The following is a 17,210-nucleotide window of genomic DNA, read 5'->3' as shown; positions in this document are numbered from 1 at the left end:
AAGTAATGTAAGCGTCGGATTCAGCCACGCGTGATGTCGCGGTCCTTGGTTTCCGGCAGCAGGAACCAGAGCACGATGAAGCAGACCAGCGAGACGCCTGCCAGATACGCAGCAGGAATGTTCGGATTGTGGGTGGCCTGGATGAGTGCCACGGCAATGAACGGACCCGGCCCGGCGAGCAGTGCCAACGCGACGTTGTGCCCCACCGCAGCACCTGTGGAGCGGATCGAGGCCGGGAACACTTCCACCAGCAGCACCACATCCATCACGGCGGTGATGGCAACCAGCGCGGCCATGATCACCAGCCCGAGCAGGATCGCGGCGAAGCTGCCGGTGTTCATCAACAGGAATACCGGGTAGGCCAGCAACGTCAGCCCCGCCGCCGAAGCCAGTACGAACGGGCGACGGCCAAAGCGATCGCTCAGGCGCCCCACCCAGGGGTTGAAAAGGGTGTAGAGCACCAGCGCCACGCTGCACAACCACAAGGCAGTGGACTTGCCCAGGCCAACCGTTTGAGTCAGGTGGGTGTTGGCGTAGGTGATGAAGTAGTACAACGACACCCCGAACAGTGCCGAGAAGGCGAAGGAGATCACGAAGGCTCGTTGCTTGGCCTGGCGCGACACGGGCTCCAGGGCATTGGTCGCACGCTTGTGCTCCAGCGCTTCATATACAGGGGTGTCGCCCAGCTTGCGGCGGATGTACATGGCCACGCCCGCCATGACGATGGAAGCAACGAAGGGCACGCGCCAGCCCCACGCCATGAGGTCCGCGTCCGACAGGCTGGCCGTGATGATGGCGGCAATGGCCGTACCACACAGAAATGCAGCGCCCGCCGTGCCGGTAATCACGCTGGCCGCCGTGGCACGGCGATTGGCCGGTGCGCTTTCGACGATGTAGATCCCGGCGCTGGACCATTCGCCGCCCACCATCATGCCCTGCAGAAAGCGCAGGGCCACCAACAGAATCGGTGCGGCGATGCCGATGGCCGCGTAGTCGGGCAACAGTCCGATCAGGGTGGTGGCCAGCCCCATGCCGAACACGGTGATGATCAGTACCGCTCGACGCCCCAGCTTGTCGCCGATCGGCCCCAGTACCACGGCGCCCAGCGGCCTTGAAAGAAAACCCACGGCAAACACTGCCAGTGACGACAGCAGGGAGACTCCCGGTGCCGTGGAAGGGAAGAATAATTGCCCGATAACGGCGGCAAAGTAGCCGTAGATGGCAAAGTCGAACCACTCCATGAAGTTGCCAATGCCGACGGCAATGGCCCGCTTGCGCAACTCTGCTGCGTCGTTTGATGAGGCTGCGCGCTCACCTTGTACCGATTGGACTAATGAATCTTGCATCCCGAGCCACCTGTTTATTGTTGTGTTTGCGCGGCTTGAGATTAAGAATGTCCAAGCAAATTAATCAAACGAATACTAGAGATAGCCATGATTAGTGTTGCTAATATCAGCAGGATCGACCTCAACCTGCTTATCGTCTTCCAGTGCCTGATGAACGAGCGCAGCGTGACCCGTACAGCAGCGGTGCTGCATGTGACCCAAGGCGCTGTGAGCTCCTCGCTAAAGCGCCTGCGCGAGCAATTTCACGACGAACTGTTCATCCGTACCGGGGCCGGCATGGTGCCTACCCGACGGGCGCTGGAAATTGCACCGAAAATCACTGAAGCCCTGACGGCGGTGGCCACCATCGTCGACAAACGGCCGCAGTTTTCTGCCGAGTCATCCAACCGGGTGTTCAACATTGCGCTATCGGACGACATCGAAAGTTACCTGTCGCCCAGGCTGGTCAACGAAGCAAAAGCACGCGGCCTCTCGGTGAAATTTGCCTTTCACCAGAGCAACAGTTCGTTGTGGAAAACATCGTTGGCAGATCCGGACATCGACCTGGTGCTGTGTTCAGAACCCAAGGAACTCACCTCGCACTACAGCTCGCAGGTGTTGTTCTCATCGTCCTACTCCTGCTTGTACGACGGTCCGCGGCTCAATCTGAAAAGCCCGCTGACCCGTGACGAATACCTGATGCACGAACATGTACGGGTGTCATACGACGGACGCCGGGGGTTCGTGGATGACCTGCTGGAAAGCGAAGGCGTGGCTCGCCGGGTATCGGCGTCGTTCACGCACTTCAGTGGCGCGCTGGCGACCCTGGCCCACAGCGATGTAATCGCCACCCTACCGACCTTTGCCGCTCTGTCCTACGCCCGTATTGCCCGGCTGACCGTGAGCCCGGTGCCGATTTTTGTGCCGGCTTTTCGTGTATTCATGGTCTGGGATGTGGAAAACAACGACGACCCGCATAGCCGCTGGCTGCGCAGTTTCATCATCGATACCACCCAGGAACTGCAGCGCGGCTCACTCACGCCGACCTGAAGAGCGCTTTCAACCTTTCACACACACTACCTGCCGCAAGGTGTGTACCACCTCCACCAGATCCCGCTGCGCGTGCATCACCGCGTCGATGTCCTTGTAGGCCATGGGAATCTCGTCAATCACGTCCTTGTCTTTCCGGCACTCGACGTGAGCGGTGGCACGTACCTGATCCTGCAGCGTGAACTGCTGCTTGGCCTTGGTCCGGCTCATCACGCGCCCCGCCCCGTGGCTGCAGGAACAGAATGACTCGGGGTTGCCCAGACCCCGAACGATGAAGCTTTTCGCCCCCATCGAGCCTGGAATGATGCCCAACTGCCCTTTTTGCGCTGACACAGCGCCCTTGCGGGTTACCAGGATGTCCTGGCCGAAGTGTCGTTCGCGCTGCACATAGTTGTGGTGGCAGTTCACCGCTTCGAGGTTGGCGTCGAAAGGTCTGCCCAGCACGTGACGCGCTGCAGCAATAACGGCGTGCATCATCAGGGCGCGGTTCTGGCGGGCAAAGTCCTGGGCCCATTCGACGGCGTCGACATAGTCGGCAAAATGCCGGCTGCCTTCCTTGAAGTAGGCCAGGTCTTTGTCCGGGAGGTTGGCGATGTGTTGGCGCATGTCGGCCTGGGCCAGTTCGATGAACAGGTTGCCGATGGCATTGCCCACGCCGCGCGAGCCGCTGTGAAGCATGAACCAGACGCTGTCGGCTTCATCCAGGCAGACTTCGATGAAGTGGTTGCCGCTGCCCAGGGTACCCAGGTGCTGGCGATTGTTGGTTCGCTCAAGCTTCGGGTATTTGTCGGTGATGGCCTTGAAGCGTGTGGCCAGGCCTTGCCAGGCGTGGTCGGCCCGCGCCGGCACGTTGTCCCAGGCGCCCTGGTCGCGGCGACCGAAGGTTTTGCCATGGGGCACGGCCTGTTCGATGGCGCTGCGCAAACGTTGCAGGTTATCGGGCAAATCGCGGGCATGGAGCGAGGTGCGTGCGGCGATCATGCCGCAGCCGATATCCACACCCACGGCCGCCGGAACGATCGCGCCCAGGGTAGGGATCACGCTGCCGATGGTCGAGCCCTTGCCCAAATGTACATCGGGCATCACCGCCAGGTGCTTGAAGATGAACGGCATTTTGGCAATGTTGAGCAGTTGTTGGCGGGCGTCGGCTTCCACCGGCACACCTTGGGTCCAGAGCTTGATCGGTTTGCCGCCAGCCACTTCCAGCAGGTTCATGTCATACCCCTGGGCGGGTCCCCAGGACGGGCTCGCCAACTCGGTTGAACGGATTGCGTTGCAGAAAATTTACAGTACAACAGACTGCGTCTAAGGTGTATTCAGAGGTCCGAATCGCGGCTGGCATTTTGCCAGTCGGCACATGCTGAGCGGGTGCCTTCCGGCATCTGGATTTGCCTCTTTTCGAGGGCCGGGGAGACGACTCCATGGGGCGCCGCAAGCCAACCCGGAGTCGTCCCCGCCTCTCCTTTTCCCCTGTCGATTTGCTCCCCCCGCCCTGCTCTGCTAGTGTCGCGCCGTTTATACCGCCACCGAGACAGCCGCCATGGCCCGAAAAAAAGCCGCTATTGATTTCGAGCAATCCCTCGCCGATCTGCAAACCCTGGTCGAGCGCCTGGAGAACGGTGAGCTGTCGCTGGAAGACTCGCTGGCCGCGTTCGAGCAAGGCATCAGCCTGACCCGCGATTGCCAGAGCGCACTGGTCCAGGCCGAACAGAAGGTCCAGGTTCTGCTGGAGCGCGATGGCGAACTGGCCGCAGAACCTTTCGATGCGGACCAGACCGAATGATTACTCACTACCAGGCCAGCAGCCAGGCCCGCGTCGACGCGGCACTCGAACAGCTGTTCGTGGCGCCCTCGCCCGAGCTCGATCGCCTGTACGCGGCCATGCGCTACAGCGTCATGAACGGCGGCAAGCGAGTGCGCCCGTTGCTCGCCTATGCCGCCTGCGAAGCCCTTGGAGTCGCACCTGAGCAAGCCAACGGCGCCGCCTGCGCGGTGGAGCTGATCCACGCTTACTCACTGGTGCATGACGACCTGCCGGCGATGGACGATGACGACCTCCGTCGCGGCCAGCCGACCACCCACAAGGCCTTTGACGAAGCCTGCGCCATCCTCGCCGGCGACGGCTTGCAAAGCCTGGCCTTCAATGCCCTGCTCGACCCGCAACTGAGCCCGCAGACCGACGCGATCCGCCTGGTCATGGTCCAGACCCTGGCCCTGGCCGCCGGCCCGGCCGGCATGGTCGGTGGCCAGGCCATCGACCTCGGCTCGGTGGGGCTCAAGCTCGACCAGATCGCCCTTGAGTTCATGCACCGGCACAAGACCGGTGCCCTGATCGAGGCCAGCGTTCGTCTCGGCGCCCTGGCCAGTGCCCGTGCCGACCAGCTCCAGCTGCAAGCCCTGCAGACGTACGCCCGGGCTATCGGCCTGGCCTTCCAGGTGCAGGACGATATTCTCGATGTCGAAAGCGATACCGAAACCCTGGGCAAACGCCAGGGCGCCGATATCGCTCGGGACAAACCGACCTACCCCGCCCTGCTCGGGCTGGATGCCGCCAAGGCCTATGCCCTGGAATTGCGCGACCAGGCTCTGCATGCCCTGCGGCCATTTGACGCGGCGGCTGAACCGCTGCGCGCGTTGGCGCGGTATATCGTCGAACGCCGTAACTAAGGACGTTCGCGGGGCAAGCCCGCTCCTATAGTAAGTGTGGGAGCGGGCTTGCCTCACGAAGCCCTCAAATGGGCAGCCATTACCGCAATAAGGTAAACTGCCGCCTCTTCACACCTATAACGATTCGCCTGATGCCCACGACGTTTCAAGAGATCCCCCGCGAACGCCCGGTCACGCCGCTGCTTGACCGTGCCGATACGCCCGCCGGCCTGCGCCGTCTGGCCGAAGCCGATCTGGAGAGCCTGGCCGACGAACTGCGCCAGGAACTGCTCTATACCGTTGGTCAGACCGGCGGGCATTTCGGTGCCGGCCTGGGCGTCATCGAGCTGACGATTGCCCTGCACTACGTCTTCGACACCCCGGACGACCGTCTGGTGTGGGACGTCGGCCATCAGGCATATCCGCACAAGATCCTCACCGATCGCCGCCAGCGCATGAACACCCTGCGCCAGAAGGACGGCCTGGCCGCCTTCCCGCGCCGCGCCGAAAGCGAGTACGACACCTTTGGCGTCGGCCACTCCAGCACCTCGATCAGTGCCGCACTGGGCATGGCCATTGCTGCCCGCCTGCAGAACGACCCACGCAAGTCCATCGCCGTGATCGGTGACGGTGCGCTGACCGCGGGCATGGCGTTCGAGGCGTTGAACCACGCCCAGGAAGTCGACGCCGACATGCTGGTGATCCTCAACGACAACGACATGTCGATCTCGCGCAATGTCGGTGGCCTGTCCAACTACCTGGCCAAGATTCTTTCCAGCCGTACCTATTCGAGCATGCGCGAAGGCAGCAAGAAGGTGCTTTCGCGCCTGCCCGGCGCCTGGGAAATTGCCCGCCGCACCGAAGAGTACGCCAAGGGCATGCTGGTGCCCGGCACACTGTTCGAGGAACTGGGCTGGAACTATATCGGCCCGATCGACGGCCATGACCTGCCGACCCTGATTACCACCCTGCGCAATATGCGCGACCTCAAGGGGCCGCAGTTCCTGCACGTGGTGACCAAGAAGGGCAAGGGCTTCGCCCCGGCCGAGGTCGACCCGATCGGCTACCACGCCATCACCAAGCTCGAGCCTGTCGACGCACCCGCCGTCGCACCGAAAAAGGCTGCAGGTCCGAAGTATTCGGCGGTGTTCGGCCAGTGGCTGTGCGACATGGCGGCAGCGGACGAGCGACTGGTCGGCATCACCCCGGCCATGAAGGAAGGCTCCGACCTGGTGGCCTTCAGCGAACGCTACCCGGAGCGCTACTTCGATGTCGCCATTGCCGAGCAGCACGCCGTGACCCTGGCAGCGGGCATGGCCTGCGAAGGCGCCAAGCCGGTGGTGGCGATCTATTCGACCTTCCTGCAACGTGCCTACGATCAACTGATCCATGACGTTGCCGTACAGAACCTGGATGTTCTGTTTGCCATTGACCGCGCCGGCCTGGTCGGCGAAGACGGCCCGACCCACGCAGGCAGTTTCGATCTGTCGTTCCTGCGCTGCATTCCCGGCATGCTGGTGATGACCCCAAGCGACGAGAACGAACTGCGCAAGATGCTCAGCACCGGTCACCTGTACAACGGCCCGGCGGCCGTGCGCTACCCGCGCGGCACCGGCCCGAACGCCACCATCGAGGGCAACCTCGAACCGCTGGAGATCGGCAAGGGTGTAGTGCGCCGCCAGGGCAGCAAGGTTGCCTTGCTGGTCTTCGGTGTACAACTGGCAGAGGCACTGAAAGTGGCCGATGGCCTGGACGCCACCGTGGTCGACATGCGCTTCGTCAAACCATTGGATGAAGCCCTGGTTCGCGAAATCACCGCCGGCCATGAGCTGCTGGTGACTATTGAAGAGAACGCCATCATGGGCGGCGCTGGCGCTGCAGTCAGCGAGTTCCTTGCCCGCGAAGCCGTGCTCAAGCCAATGCTGCACCTGGGCCTGCCGGACGTTTATGTCGAACATGCAAAGCCTGCACAAATGCTGGCCGAGTGCGGGCTGGACGTTGCCGGTATCGATGCCTCGGTGCGCGAGCGTATGCAACTGCTGGGTCTTTGAGAACTGATCGCGGGGCAAGCCCGCTCCTACAGGAGCGGGCTTGCCCCGCGATCGTTTTGGAACTGCCATGAAGCTTCTTCGCCTCACCCTCCTGCTGTGCCTGCCCACCCCCCTGCTGGCCGAGCCGGTCGACCGCGACAGCGCCCTGAAACTGCCCAACACCCTGATCAGCGCCAACCGCCAGGTCGAGGACCGCACGCAAACCAGTGCCGCCAATACCGTCTTCACCCGTGACGACATCGACCGCCTGCAGCCCACCAGCGTCACCGACCTGCTGACACGGGTACCCGGAGTTCAGGTGGCACCAACGGGCGGTCGCGGCAGCGTGCCGGGCATCTACATCCGTGGCAGCAAGACCGCGCAAAGCCTGGTGCTGGTAGACGGCGTACGCATTGCCAACGCCACCTCCGGTGACAGCGGCCTGCAGTTTCTCAACATCGACCAGGTCGAGCGGGTCGAAGTACTGCGTGGTTCTCGCTCGGCAGTCTATGGCAGCGATGCGATTGGCGGGGTCATTCAGATCTTCACCCGTCGCAGCGCCCTGCAAGGACTGCAACCTCGCCTGCGCCTGGCCGCCGGCAGCAATCAGAGCTGGGAGCGCAGTCTGGGACTTTCCGGTGGCGATCAGAACACCCGTTTCAACCTCGGTGCCAGCCTTGATGAAAGCGCCGGTATCGACTGGAGCCACACCTCCTATCCCAGCGATGGCGACCATGACGCCTACCGTAACAAGTCGTTCAACCTGAGCCTGAGCCACAGCTTCAACGACAACGTCGAGGCCGGCCTGAACCTGCTCGACAGCCGTGGCCGCAGCGAATACGACAACCCGTATGGCCGCTTCGACGTGGGCACCTTGCAGAGCTTCGGCCAGGCCCCCTATACCGACTACATCGTCAGCAGCCTGGGCACCTACCTCGGCGCCCAGCTCAACGAGCGCTGGTACTCGCGCCTGGAACTGGGCCACAGCGAGAACCGCGATAAAAAGCGCGACAAACTCAGCAGCGACGCCAGCGAGTTCAACACCTACCGCGACTCCGCAAGCTGGCAGAACGACCTGACGCTCGATGAGCAGAACAACCTGATGGTCGGTGCCGACTGGTACCAGGACCGAGTACACGGCAGCACCGATTTTGACGAAGACAGCCGCTGGAACCGGGCAGCCTTCGTCCAGCATCGTTTCAAGGGCGAGTGGTTTTCCACGGAACTGGGGTTACGCCGCGACCAGAACCAGCAGTTCGGTGGGCAAAACACCTGGAGCGGCAGCCTGACCCTGCCGCTCAACCCCGACAACGACCTGCTGGTTTCGTACAGCGAAGGTTTCCGCGCCCCGACCTTCAACGATCTGTACTACCCCCAGTACAGCAATCCGGACCTCAAGCCCGAACGCTCGAAAAGCTACGAGTTGCAGTGGCGCAGCCAGCTGACCGAAGAGAGCCGCCTGGAAACCTCGATCTACCGCACCGACCTGCGCGACGCGATCATCTTCGGTGCCGACTCGATCCCGCGCAACGTGGCTTCGGCCCGGGTCAATGGCTTTGAAGCGGCTCTGCATCAAACCTGGTTCGGCTGGCAGAGCAACCTGGGCCTGGCGCTGATCGATCCCCGTGACCGCGACAACGGCCACACCCTGGCCCGCCGCGCCCGCAGCACCTTGAGCCTGGATCTGGACCGCCAGTTTGACCAGCTCGGCCTGGGCGCCAGTTGGCAAGCGGTGAGCAGCAGCTTTGACGACGAAGCCAACCGCAACAGAATCGGCGGCTATGCCCTGCTCGGCCTGCGCAGCAGTTGGACACTCAACCCGGAGGTCAAGCTGGAGCTCAAGGTCGACAACCTGATGGACAAGGCGTACTCGCGGGCCCTGTATACCTATGAGGGCACGCAATATGGCTACCGCGAAGAAGGCCGTACCTGGCTGATTGGCGTTACCTGGACGCCGGGGCTGTAGTCTCGATCAACCGACACAAACGCGCGGTTGCTTCGATCATTTGCCCGCTGGGTCGCTCCAGGCCCTTGTCCGGCACTTGCAGCAAGCGTCCGTTGCGCACCGCTTCGACCTGCGGCCAGGCCTTCCAGGCGTCGAGCTGGGCCTGGTCAGGCGCCAGGATCACCTGGGGATTTTGCAACAGCACGGACTCCAGACTGACCTGTGGTGCTGGCAGCTTGAGCTCGGCGAACACATTGCGCGCGCCGCACACACCCAGCGCATCGCTGACGATTTGACCACCACCGACGGTGTACAACGGTTTGTCCCAGACCTGATAGAACACCCGCAATGGCTGTTCGCGGTGATAGCGCGCACGCAGTGCCTGCAGTTGCTGGCGCAGTTGCTGGGCACGCATTCGGCCTTGCTCCGCCCGCCCCAGGTGCACGCCTATCTGCTCGATCTGCTCGATCAACTCATCGATGTCATGGGGCGCGGCACTGTAGGTGGCAATGCCAAGGCGTTTGAGTTGATCGCGTTGAGCCGCGGGCACGCTGTCCGGCCACAGCAGTAACAAATCGGGTTTGAGGCTGAGCAAGCGCTCCATGTCGATCTGGCCATAACGCCCCACCGACGGGACCGCTGCCAACGCCGGGGGACGATCGCCGCCGTCGAGCATGCCTACCAGCAAGTCCGTGGCCTGCAGCTCGACAATGATTTCTGAAAGAGAGGGCGCCAGGCTGACCACCCGCGAAGCTGCCGCCAGCGGAGCCGCCAGCACCAACAACGCCAGCAGCAGGACGCCACGCATCAGCCGAGCTGACGCGGGATACGGTAGAGGTACAGCAGCACCGCGCTGGAAATGACCAGGAGAATCTGCGGCACAGCTTCCAGGCCGACAAACACCGAGAGGGCCGAAACCCAGGCCGGCAGGCAGGCGAATAGCATGCCCAGGCGCCGCACACGGGCCAGTTCGATCCAGGCTGCAGGCTCTTCAGCGCTGTTGAGGGCTTTTTGCGTGGAAATCAGTGACCGCTTGTAGGCACCGAAGCGCGGCAGGCTCAGAAACATCGAAGCCACACCGGCGATGAACACCGGCATGGCCAGAACCGGAATCAGTGCCTGGATGCCACCGAAAGCCCAGGCAAACACCAGCAGGGGTGCCAGCGCCACGGCCAGGTACTGCCACCAGGCCAGCGCCAGGCGGCGTTTAACCTGCGCCCGGGTCACGCCCGACCGACCTCACCCTGGTGCTCGTTGCCCATCATGTGGCCGAGCTTGCCGGCCTTGGTGGCCAGATAGTGCTTGTTGTGCGGATTATGGCCAGTATGCAGGGGTACACGTTCGGCCACCGGGATCCCCATGCCGGACAGTGCCTTGACCTTTCGCGGGTTGTTGGTCATCAGCCGCAGCGACTTGACCCCCAGGTGCTCGAGCATCGGCTGGCACATGCCATAGTCGCGCTGGTCGGCAGCGAAGCCCAGGCGCTCGTTGGCCTCGACGGTATCGGCGCCGCCATCTTGCAGCTCATAGGCACGGATCTTGTTCAACAGGCCGATGCCTCGGCCTTCCTGACGCAGGTACAGCAGCACGCCACGGCCTTCGCGGGCGATGGCCTGCAGGGCGGCTTCAAGCTGGGAGCCGCAGTCGCAACGCTGGCTGAACAAGGCATCGCCGGTCAGGCATTCGGAATGCAGACGCCCCAGTACCGGTTGCCCGTCGGCCACATCACCCAGGCTGAGCACAACGTGCTCACGGCCGGTGGCTTCATCGAGAAAACCGTGCATGGTGAAGGTCGCAAATGGAGTAGGCAGCTTGGAAGCGGCAACAAAGACGACGGGCACGTTGTGCTCCTGATCAGTAACTTGAAATTTGATGTGTGCGATTGTATCAGCAGCGCCGCCGTGCTGCTTAGGCTGAATTATTGGCCATTCCGATCCAGAAGTTTGATAACACCTAGCGTGAAGTGCTGGCCTCGTCGAAGGGATACGGTTGTTGCCAGTGCTTGAAGATTGCCCGCAACTCGCCATTGGCCACCAACTTGCCCATGCGCTGGTCGAACAACGCACGCAACGCCTCGCCTTTACCAGTGTGCGAAAAGGCCAGGTACAGCGGTAGCTCGACCAGGTGCGTACGGCGAAACACATCGGGCTTGGCCGCCTGGTTGAGCACATAGTCGACTTCAGTCAGGGCATCGATGTAGAAGTCCACCCGGTCATGTTCAAGCATCGGCAGGATGCCTTCGCGGCGCTGGATTTCACGAAAATGGCCGATGTTGGGCAAGTAGTTCTGGTAGTCATAACCACGCACCCAGGCCAAGCGATACTGCCCGAGGTTACTCAGGGTGGGCAGCGGTTTACTGGCCAACCCCAGGGCATAGATGTGATCGAGGTCGAAGTGCCAGCGCGGGTAGAGGTTGTCTGACTCTTCGTCTTTATAGGAGCCAACCCAGGCATCGGCCTCGCCACGCTTGACCAGGCCGACCGCACGGCTATAGGGAACGCTCTGGATCTTGACCTTGACACCGACAGGCTCGAATACCTTGCGCAGGACGTCCCAGGCCAGGCCGGAACCATCGGCGTTGGTGTAGTCGAGCCATTCCTCGCTGACCAGATGGATCTGTGCAGGTGTCGCCGGAAACGGCTCCGCCGCCCGCACCCCGCCTGCCACCAGGACCAACAGCAACAGCCCCAATCGCCATCCAGTCATCGCCTTACTCCCTTAAGTAAAACTCCATACCAGAACTTGCATGCCCAGCCAGGCGAACACGCCCGCCAGTACATCGTCGAGCATGATACCGACGCCACCATGTACATGCCGGTCAACCCAGCGAATCGGCCACGGCTTGAGGATGTCGAAGAAGCGGAACATCAGGAAGCCCGCCAACAACCACTGCCACCCTTCGGGCACCAGCCACAGGGTGATCCACATACCGACCATCTCGTCCCAGACAATGCCTTCGTGGTCATGCACACGCAAGTCGTCTGCGACCTTGCCGCACAGCCAGAAGCCAAACAGCATGGTCAGGCCGAGCATCAGCCAGTAGCCCCAGTCGGGCAACATCTGCCACAAAGGGATAAAGGGTAGAGCGACCAGCGAGCCCCAGGTTCCCGGTGCCTTCGGCAGGGTCCCGGAGCCAAAGCCAAAGGCCAGAAAATGCCACGGATTACGCCAGACCGACGGCGGAACGTTCTCCGCAGGCACCTGATTGGGGTGATCGGTCACAGTTGCTCCCTAAAATGTTGGTAGCCCCGAGTTGTCGGGGTGATGTCTTGCCCTTGGCCATTCACCAGGCTGACACCCGAGCCGATGCTTGCACGACCCACCACATGAATCGGCCAGCCGGCCGCCAGCAAAGGTGCAAGCTCGACCTCGGGCAGGGTGAAGGCCAGTACATAATCGTCGCCTCCGGTCAGCGCGGCATGCTGGGCACCTTCACGGCCGAGCAACGCCTGCAGTGCAGCAGACAACGGTAGCCGATCCAGCTCCACCTGCAGGGCCAGTTGCGATGCCTTGGCAATATGCCCGCAGTCGGCCAGCAGGCCATCGGAGATATCCAGCGCCGCTGTCGCCTTGCCGCGCAGTGCCTGGCCCAGCGCGAACTGGGGTTGGGGCGACCAGTAATGGGCAAGCAGCGGTTCGGCGATGGATGCATCGACCTGACGCTCCCCCAGCACCAGTGGCAAGGCACCGGCGGCATTGCCCAACGCGCCGCCGACACACAACAGGTCACCGGCACGCGCAGCACTGCGGGTCAGGGCCTGGCCTGCCGGTACCCGGCCGAACACCGTCATGGTCAGGCTCAGCGGACCACGGGTGGTGTCACCACCGATCAGGCTCAACTGACAGGCCTGGGCCATTTGGTTCAGACCGCGGGCATAGGCTTGCAGCCAGTCGGCGCGCACTTCTGGCAGGGTCAGGGCAAGGGTAAAGCCAATCGGGGTGGCCCCCATGGCTGCCAGGTCACTGGCGGCTACAGCCAGCGAACGCTGACCGAGCAGAATAGGATCGCAGATGGCCGGGAAGTGAACCCCGGCCACCAGCGTGTCGGTGGAGATCGCCATCTGTTCGCCAGGCGGCAAACCGAGCAAGGCGCAATCGTCGCCAATACCCAATGCGACCACTTCGCCGCCTTGCGCACAGGGCGCGGCAGCGAAGTAGTGGCGAATCAGCTCGAACTCACCCATCAGCAGCAAGCGCCAGGATCAGCGCTTGAACGCCTTGACTTCGGCTTCACGAAGCCGTGGTGCGAGCTTGTCGAGCACACCGTTGACGAACTTGTGTCCGTCAGTGGCACCGAAAACCTTGGCCAGCTCGACGCCTTCGTTGATCACGACGCGGTACGGCACATCGGCACGCATCATGAACTCCCAGGTGGACAGGCGCAGGACCGCCAGTTCAACCGGGTCGAGCTCTTCCAGAGCCAGGTCCAGGCATGGCTTCAGTGCTTCATCGATTTCAGCCTTTTTCACCGGAACCCCGTGAAGGATTTCGCGGAAATAGGCACCGTCGACATCGGTGAAATCGTTATCGACCCGGAACTGCGCTTCGATCTCGTTCAGCGATTGCTTGGCCATGTGCCACTGGTACAGGGCCTGAGTCGCGAGCTGACGGGCTTCGCGACGCTTGGCGCTCTTCGATGGCTTGCCAGCATCCGCAGGTTTTGGATCGCGCGGGTTGAAACGATCGCTTTCGTCGCTAATCACTTGGCCTCCAACTGCGCCAGCAGGCTGACCATTTCCAGAGCGGACAGGGCCGCTTCGGCGCCTTTGTTGCCGGCTTTGGTGCCGGAACGCTCGATGGCCTGTTCGATCGAGTCGACAGTCAGGACACCGAAGGCAACCGGTACGCCGAACTCCATGGACACCTGGGCCAGGCCCTTGGTGCACTCGCCCGCCACGTATTCGAAGTGCGGGGTACCACCACGGATCACGGCGCCCAGGGCGATGATCGCGGCGTATTCGCTTTGCTGGGCGACTTTCTGTGCCACCAGCGGGATTTCAAAGGCACCCGGGGCACGGATGATGGTGATGTCGCTTTCGCTGACACCGTGGCGAACCAGGGCGTCAACTGCACCGCTCACCAGGCTTTCGACGACGAAGCTGTTGAAGCGGCCAACCACCAAAGCATAGCGACCTTTGGGGGCAATGAAGGTACCTTCGATGGTCTTCAGGGTCATTGCGGAGTTCTCATCTTAAAGAGCCAGGCCGCAAATAGGCGGCCTGTGAGGGTTTGGGACACGAATGGCAGCGCGACAAACCGCCTGCTTTATTCGGAGGGCACGTATTCTACAACTTCCAGATCGAATCCGGATATCGCATTGAACTTCATTGGCGAACTCATCAGGCGCATTTTGCGTACGCCCAGGTCGCGCAGAATCTGCGAACCGGCACCGACGGTGCTGTAGGTGGTCGGGGTTTTGGCCTGGGAAGCCTCGGCGCTTTCGCGGATATGCGCCAGCAGCACATCGCCATCGAGCGGATGGCCGAGCAGCAGCACGACACCGCTGCCGGCCTCTGCCACCGCGCTCATGGCAGCGCGCAGGCTCCAGCGGCCCGGTTGCTTGACCATCAGCAGGTCGCGCAGCGGGTCCATGTTGTGTACCCGGACCAGGGTCGGCTCTTCGGCGCAGATGTTGCCCAGGGTCAGGGCCATGTGGACGTCGCCTTCAACCGAATCACGGTAGGTGACCAGGTTGAAATGACCCAGTTCGCTGTCCAGCGGCTGCTCGGAAACCCGCTGAACGGTACGTTCGTGGATCATCCGGTAGTGGATCAGGTCGGCAATGGTGCCGATCTTGATGTTGTGCTCGGCGGCGAAGGCTTCGAGTTCCGGGCGACGGGACATGGTGCCGTCGTCGTTCATCACTTCACAGATCACACCGCTAGCTTCGAACCCGGCCATGCGCGCCAGGTCGCAGGCAGCTTCGGTATGGCCGGCACGGGCCAGGGTACCGCCAGGCTGGGCCATCAGCGGGAAGATGTGGCCAGGGCTGACGATGTCTTCGGCCTTGGCGTCGCGCGCGGCGGCCGCTTGCACGGTGCGCGCACGATCAGCGGCGGAAATACCGGTGGTCACGCCTTCGGCGGCTTCGATCGAGACGGTGAACTTGGTGCCGAAGCCCGAGCCATTGCGCGGCGCCATCAGCGGCAGCTTGAGCGTTTCGCAACGCTCGCGTGACATCGGCATGCAGATCAGCCCACGGGCGTGCTTGGCCATGAAGTTGATGTGCTCGGCCTTGCAGCACTCGGCGGCCATGATCAGGTCGCCTTCGTTCTCGCGGTCTTCGTCATCCATGAGGATGACCATTTTGCCCTGGCGGATGTCTTCTACCAGTTCTTCGATGCTGTTGAGCGCCACGCGGCACCCCCTTTCAAATCAGGATTTCAGGTAGCCGTTGGCGGCCAGGAAACTTTCGGTGATGCCACCGGCACTCGGCTCGGCAGCTTTGTTACCCAGCAGCAAACGCTCCAGGTAACGGGCCAGCAGGTCGACCTCAAGGTTTACCCGACGACCTGGACGGTAGTCGGCCATGATGGTTTCGGCCAGGGTGTGCGGGACGATGGTCAGCTCGAACTCGGCGCCATCGACAACGTTCACAGTCAGGCTGGTGCCATCGACCGTGATCGAGCCCTTGTGGGCGATGTATTTGGCCAGCTCCTTCGGCGCACGGACGCGGAACTGGATGGCGCGGGCGTTATCGCTGCGCGAGACCACTTCACCGACGCCGTCGACGTGACCGCTGACCAGGTGACCGCCCAGGCGGGTGGTCGGTGTCAGGGCCTTTTCCAGGTTGACCCGACTGCCGCTTTTCAGGTCGTCGAACGCGGTGCAGTCCAGGGTTTCGCGGCTGACGTCAGCCCAGAAACCATCGCCTGGCAGTTCGACTGCCGTCAGGCATACGCCATTGACGGCAATGCTGTCGCCGAGCTTGACGTCGCCCAGGTCGAGCTTGCCGGTTTCGACATACACCCGCACATCACCGCCCTTAGGGGTGAGCGAACGGATGCTGCCAATCGATTCGATGATGCCGGTGAACATGAAGTCCTCCTCGGGAACGGGGCTGCGCGTGGCGCTAGCCGCAAATTATACGCCGGGCGCGGGTTTCGGCACTGCAGTGACTCGCCAGTCATCGCCTACTGCGCGCATTTCGGTAATTTTCAAGGGCGTCGCTTCGTTCATGTGGTCCAGCGGCAGCTCCAACAACGGCCGGGCACTGGAGCCGAGGAACTTGGCGGCGACAAAAATCTGGTACTCGTCGATCAGGCCGCGCTGGGCGAAGGCCCCGACCAGGCCGGCACCGGCTTCGAGCAGTATTTCATTGACGCCACGGGCCGCCAGCTCACGCAGCAATGCCGGCAGGTCGACCTGGTCACCCTCGCCCGGCAGGCTGAGCAGCTCATGGCCAGCTTCGGCGTAGCGCGGATCGTCTGCCGCCGCCGTCACTACCAGGGCAGGGCCTGCCTTGAAGAACGGCGCGTCCAGCGGCAGGCGCAGGCGCCCGTCGATCAATACACGCAAAGGTAGGCGCGCCAGGGCCAGGGCGGTGGTGTGTTCATCCAGCCCCAACTCGTCACCGCGCACGGTCATCCGCGCATTGTCGGCCAGCACGCTCTGGGCACTGGTCAGCACCACGCTGGACCGGGCACGCAGGCGCTGCACCGCTGAGCGGGCAGCGGGGCCGGTGATCCACTGGCTTTCACCATTGGCCATGGCGGTGCGTCCATCCAGGCTCATCGCAAGCTTGGCGCGCACAAACGGCAAGCCGGCTTCCATACGCTTGAGAAAGCCGGGATTCAGCGCCCGCGCCTCAGCCTCCAGCACGCCGCTGGCCACCTCGATACCCACGTCGGCCAAGCGCTTGAGCCCCTGCCCCGCCACTTGCGGATTGGGGTCCTGCATGGCGGCAACCACCCGTGCCACGCCCGCCTTGACCAGCGCCTCGGCACAGGGCGGCGTGCGCCCGTGGTGGCTGCAGGGTTCAAGGGTCACGTAGGCGCAGGCGCCGCGGGCTCGTTCACCGGCCTGGCGCAGGGCATGAACTTCGGCATGGGGTTCGCCGGCACGTACATGCCAGCCCTCGCCGATAATCTGGCCGTCGCGAACAATCACGCAGCCCACGCGCGGGTTGGGGTGGGTCGAGTACAGGCCCTTGCGGGCCAGTTCCAGGGCTCGGGCCATGTAATAGGCATCGAGTACCGCGCGTTCGCTGGACAT

The 17,210-nt window shown here is 62.7% G+C and carries 18 protein-coding genes; 5 read left to right on the top strand and 13 right to left on the bottom strand.

Annotated features, from left to right (window positions below):
* Positions 1 to 20 precede the first annotated feature (20 nt).
* On the bottom strand, positions 21 to 1,346 hold the full coding sequence (locus ABVN19_RS25790) for an MFS transporter (protein ID WP_105642157.1): 1,326 nt from the start codon (positions 1,344 to 1,346) through the stop codon (positions 21 to 23).
* 87 nt (positions 1,347 to 1,433) lie between these two features.
* On the opposite strand from ABVN19_RS25790, the gene ABVN19_RS25785 reads away from it, so the two are divergent.
* Entirely contained in the window at positions 1,434 to 2,375 is a 942-nt protein-coding gene (locus ABVN19_RS25785; protein ID WP_245219083.1) for a LysR family transcriptional regulator, read from the top strand.
* A gap of 9 nt (positions 2,376 to 2,384) precedes the next feature.
* Here ABVN19_RS25785 and ABVN19_RS25780 read toward each other — a convergent pair whose 3' ends face one another.
* Positions 2,385 to 3,590 carry an RtcB family protein gene (locus tag ABVN19_RS25780; protein ID WP_105642156.1) on the bottom strand — a complete coding sequence of 402 codons (1,206 nt, stop codon included), beginning with the start codon at positions 3,588 to 3,590 and terminating at the stop codon, positions 2,385 to 2,387.
* A 325-nt stretch (positions 3,591 to 3,915) separates the two neighbouring features.
* Here ABVN19_RS25780 and ABVN19_RS25775 point away from each other — a divergent pair, with 325 nt between their 5' ends.
* The 4 genes from ABVN19_RS25775 (at position 3,916) to ABVN19_RS25760 (ending at position 9,017) form a co-directional block, all read left to right on the top strand.
* Positions 3,916 to 4,158: an exodeoxyribonuclease VII small subunit gene (locus ABVN19_RS25775; RefSeq protein ID WP_028944435.1), complete on the top strand. Its 243-nt coding sequence runs from the start codon at positions 3,916 to 3,918 to the stop codon at positions 4,156 to 4,158.
* Positions 4,155 to 5,042: a farnesyl diphosphate synthase gene (locus tag ABVN19_RS25770; protein ID WP_028944436.1), complete on the top strand. Its 888-nt coding sequence runs from the start codon at positions 4,155 to 4,157 to the stop codon at positions 5,040 to 5,042. The genes ABVN19_RS25775 and ABVN19_RS25770 overlap by 4 nt, the downstream gene beginning before the upstream one ends.
* A gap of 131 nt (positions 5,043 to 5,173) precedes the next feature.
* Positions 5,174 to 7,072 carry a 1-deoxy-D-xylulose-5-phosphate synthase gene (gene dxs, locus ABVN19_RS25765; RefSeq protein WP_105642155.1) on the top strand — a complete coding sequence of 633 codons (1,899 nt, stop codon included), beginning with the start codon at positions 5,174 to 5,176 and terminating at the stop codon, positions 7,070 to 7,072.
* A 67-nt stretch (positions 7,073 to 7,139) separates the two neighbouring features.
* Positions 7,140 to 9,017, top strand: coding sequence for a TonB-dependent receptor (locus tag ABVN19_RS25760; protein WP_105642154.1), 1,878 nt, complete (start codon positions 7,140 to 7,142; stop codon positions 9,015 to 9,017).
* Here ABVN19_RS25760 and ABVN19_RS25755 read toward each other — a convergent pair.
* The 11 genes from ABVN19_RS25755 to ribD form a co-directional block, all read right to left on the bottom strand.
* Positions 8,995 to 9,804: a cobalamin-binding protein gene (locus ABVN19_RS25755; RefSeq protein ID WP_028944439.1), complete on the bottom strand. Its 810-nt coding sequence runs from the start codon at positions 9,802 to 9,804 to the stop codon at positions 8,995 to 8,997. The genes ABVN19_RS25760 and ABVN19_RS25755 overlap by 23 nt on opposite strands.
* Positions 9,804 to 10,223 (bottom strand): hypothetical protein, encoded by a 420-nt coding sequence (locus ABVN19_RS25750; protein WP_028944440.1) that lies wholly within the window; start codon positions 10,221 to 10,223, stop codon positions 9,804 to 9,806. Before ABVN19_RS25750 ends, ABVN19_RS25755 begins: the two co-directional genes overlap by 1 nt.
* Entirely contained in the window at positions 10,220 to 10,837 is a 618-nt protein-coding gene (gene ribA / locus ABVN19_RS25745; protein WP_028944441.1) for a GTP cyclohydrolase II, read from the bottom strand. The genes ABVN19_RS25750 and ribA overlap by 4 nt, the downstream gene beginning before the upstream one ends.
* A gap of 112 nt (positions 10,838 to 10,949) precedes the next feature.
* Positions 10,950 to 11,702 (bottom strand): transporter substrate-binding domain-containing protein, encoded by a 753-nt coding sequence (locus tag ABVN19_RS25740; RefSeq protein ID WP_105642153.1) that lies wholly within the window; start codon positions 11,700 to 11,702, stop codon positions 10,950 to 10,952.
* 12 nt (positions 11,703 to 11,714) lie between these two features.
* On the bottom strand, positions 11,715 to 12,218 hold the full coding sequence (locus ABVN19_RS25735) for a phosphatidylglycerophosphatase A (protein ID WP_028944443.1): 504 nt from the start codon (positions 12,216 to 12,218) through the stop codon (positions 11,715 to 11,717).
* Positions 12,215 to 13,180, bottom strand: coding sequence for a thiamine-phosphate kinase (thiL, locus tag ABVN19_RS25730; RefSeq protein WP_105642195.1), 966 nt, complete (start codon positions 13,178 to 13,180; stop codon positions 12,215 to 12,217). Before thiL ends, ABVN19_RS25735 begins: the two co-directional genes overlap by 4 nt.
* An 18-nt stretch (positions 13,181 to 13,198) precedes the next feature.
* Positions 13,199 to 13,699: a transcription antitermination factor NusB gene (gene nusB, locus ABVN19_RS25725; protein WP_028944445.1), complete on the bottom strand. Its 501-nt coding sequence runs from the start codon at positions 13,697 to 13,699 to the stop codon at positions 13,199 to 13,201.
* Positions 13,696 to 14,172, bottom strand: a complete 477-nt coding sequence (ribE, locus tag ABVN19_RS25720) for a 6,7-dimethyl-8-ribityllumazine synthase (RefSeq protein WP_028944446.1) — start codon at positions 14,170 to 14,172, stop codon at positions 13,696 to 13,698. Before ribE ends, nusB begins: the two co-directional genes overlap by 4 nt.
* Positions 14,173 to 14,261: 89 nt before the next feature.
* The gene (ribBA, locus tag ABVN19_RS25715) at positions 14,262 to 15,353 is read right to left on the bottom strand and encodes a bifunctional 3,4-dihydroxy-2-butanone-4-phosphate synthase/GTP cyclohydrolase II (protein ID WP_028944447.1); all 1,092 of its coding nucleotides are present in this window, start codon (positions 15,351 to 15,353) and stop codon (positions 14,262 to 14,264) included.
* A gap of 18 nt (positions 15,354 to 15,371) precedes the next feature.
* Positions 15,372 to 16,034 (bottom strand): riboflavin synthase, encoded by a 663-nt coding sequence (locus ABVN19_RS25710; RefSeq protein ID WP_105642152.1) that lies wholly within the window; start codon positions 16,032 to 16,034, stop codon positions 15,372 to 15,374.
* Between the two features lie 45 nt (positions 16,035 to 16,079).
* Positions 16,080 to 17,210, bottom strand: coding sequence for a bifunctional diaminohydroxyphosphoribosylaminopyrimidine deaminase/5-amino-6-(5-phosphoribosylamino)uracil reductase RibD (gene ribD / locus ABVN19_RS25705; protein ID WP_028944449.1), 1,131 nt, complete (start codon positions 17,208 to 17,210; stop codon positions 16,080 to 16,082).

This window comes from Pseudomonas vranovensis (assembly GCF_040438935.1).
In the GTDB taxonomy this organism is placed as follows: domain Bacteria; phylum Pseudomonadota; class Gammaproteobacteria; order Pseudomonadales; family Pseudomonadaceae; genus Aquipseudomonas; species Aquipseudomonas vranovensis.
The sequence above is the reverse complement of the archived record's forward strand: the minus strand, read 5'-3'. Positions and strand labels throughout refer to the sequence as shown.

Bases quoted from the DNA above. Each gene is read 5' to 3' on its own strand.
- ABVN19_RS25790 (WP_105642157.1), bottom strand. From the start codon at position 1,346: ATGCAAGATTCATTAGTCCAATCGGTACAAGGTGAGCGCGCAGCCTCA.
- ABVN19_RS25785 (WP_245219083.1), top strand. From the start codon at position 1,434: ATGATTAGTGTTGCTAATATCAGCAGGATCGACCTCAACCTGCTTATC.
- ABVN19_RS25780 (WP_105642156.1), bottom strand. From the start codon at position 3,590: ATGAACCTGCTGGAAGTGGCTGGCGGCAAACCGATCAAGCTCTGGACC.
- ABVN19_RS25775 (WP_028944435.1), top strand. From the start codon at position 3,916: ATGGCCCGAAAAAAAGCCGCTATTGATTTCGAGCAATCCCTCGCCGAT.
- ABVN19_RS25770 (WP_028944436.1), top strand. From the start codon at position 4,155: ATGATTACTCACTACCAGGCCAGCAGCCAGGCCCGCGTCGACGCGGCA.
- dxs (WP_105642155.1), top strand. From the start codon at position 5,174: ATGCCCACGACGTTTCAAGAGATCCCCCGCGAACGCCCGGTCACGCCG.
- ABVN19_RS25760 (WP_105642154.1), top strand. From the start codon at position 7,140: ATGAAGCTTCTTCGCCTCACCCTCCTGCTGTGCCTGCCCACCCCCCTG.
- ABVN19_RS25755 (WP_028944439.1), bottom strand. From the start codon at position 9,804: ATGCGTGGCGTCCTGCTGCTGGCGTTGTTGGTGCTGGCGGCTCCGCTG.
- ABVN19_RS25740 (WP_105642153.1), bottom strand. From the start codon at position 11,702: ATGACTGGATGGCGATTGGGGCTGTTGCTGTTGGTCCTGGTGGCAGGC.
- thiL (WP_105642195.1), bottom strand. From the start codon at position 13,180: ATGGGTGAGTTCGAGCTGATTCGCCACTACTTCGCTGCCGCGCCCTGT.
- ribE (WP_028944446.1), bottom strand. From the start codon at position 14,172: ATGACCCTGAAGACCATCGAAGGTACCTTCATTGCCCCCAAAGGTCGC.
- ABVN19_RS25710 (WP_105642152.1), bottom strand. From the start codon at position 16,034: ATGTTCACCGGCATCATCGAATCGATTGGCAGCATCCGTTCGCTCACC.
- ribD (WP_028944449.1), bottom strand. From the start codon at position 17,210: ATGTCCAGCGAACGCGCGGTACTCGATGCCTATTACATGGCCCGAGCC.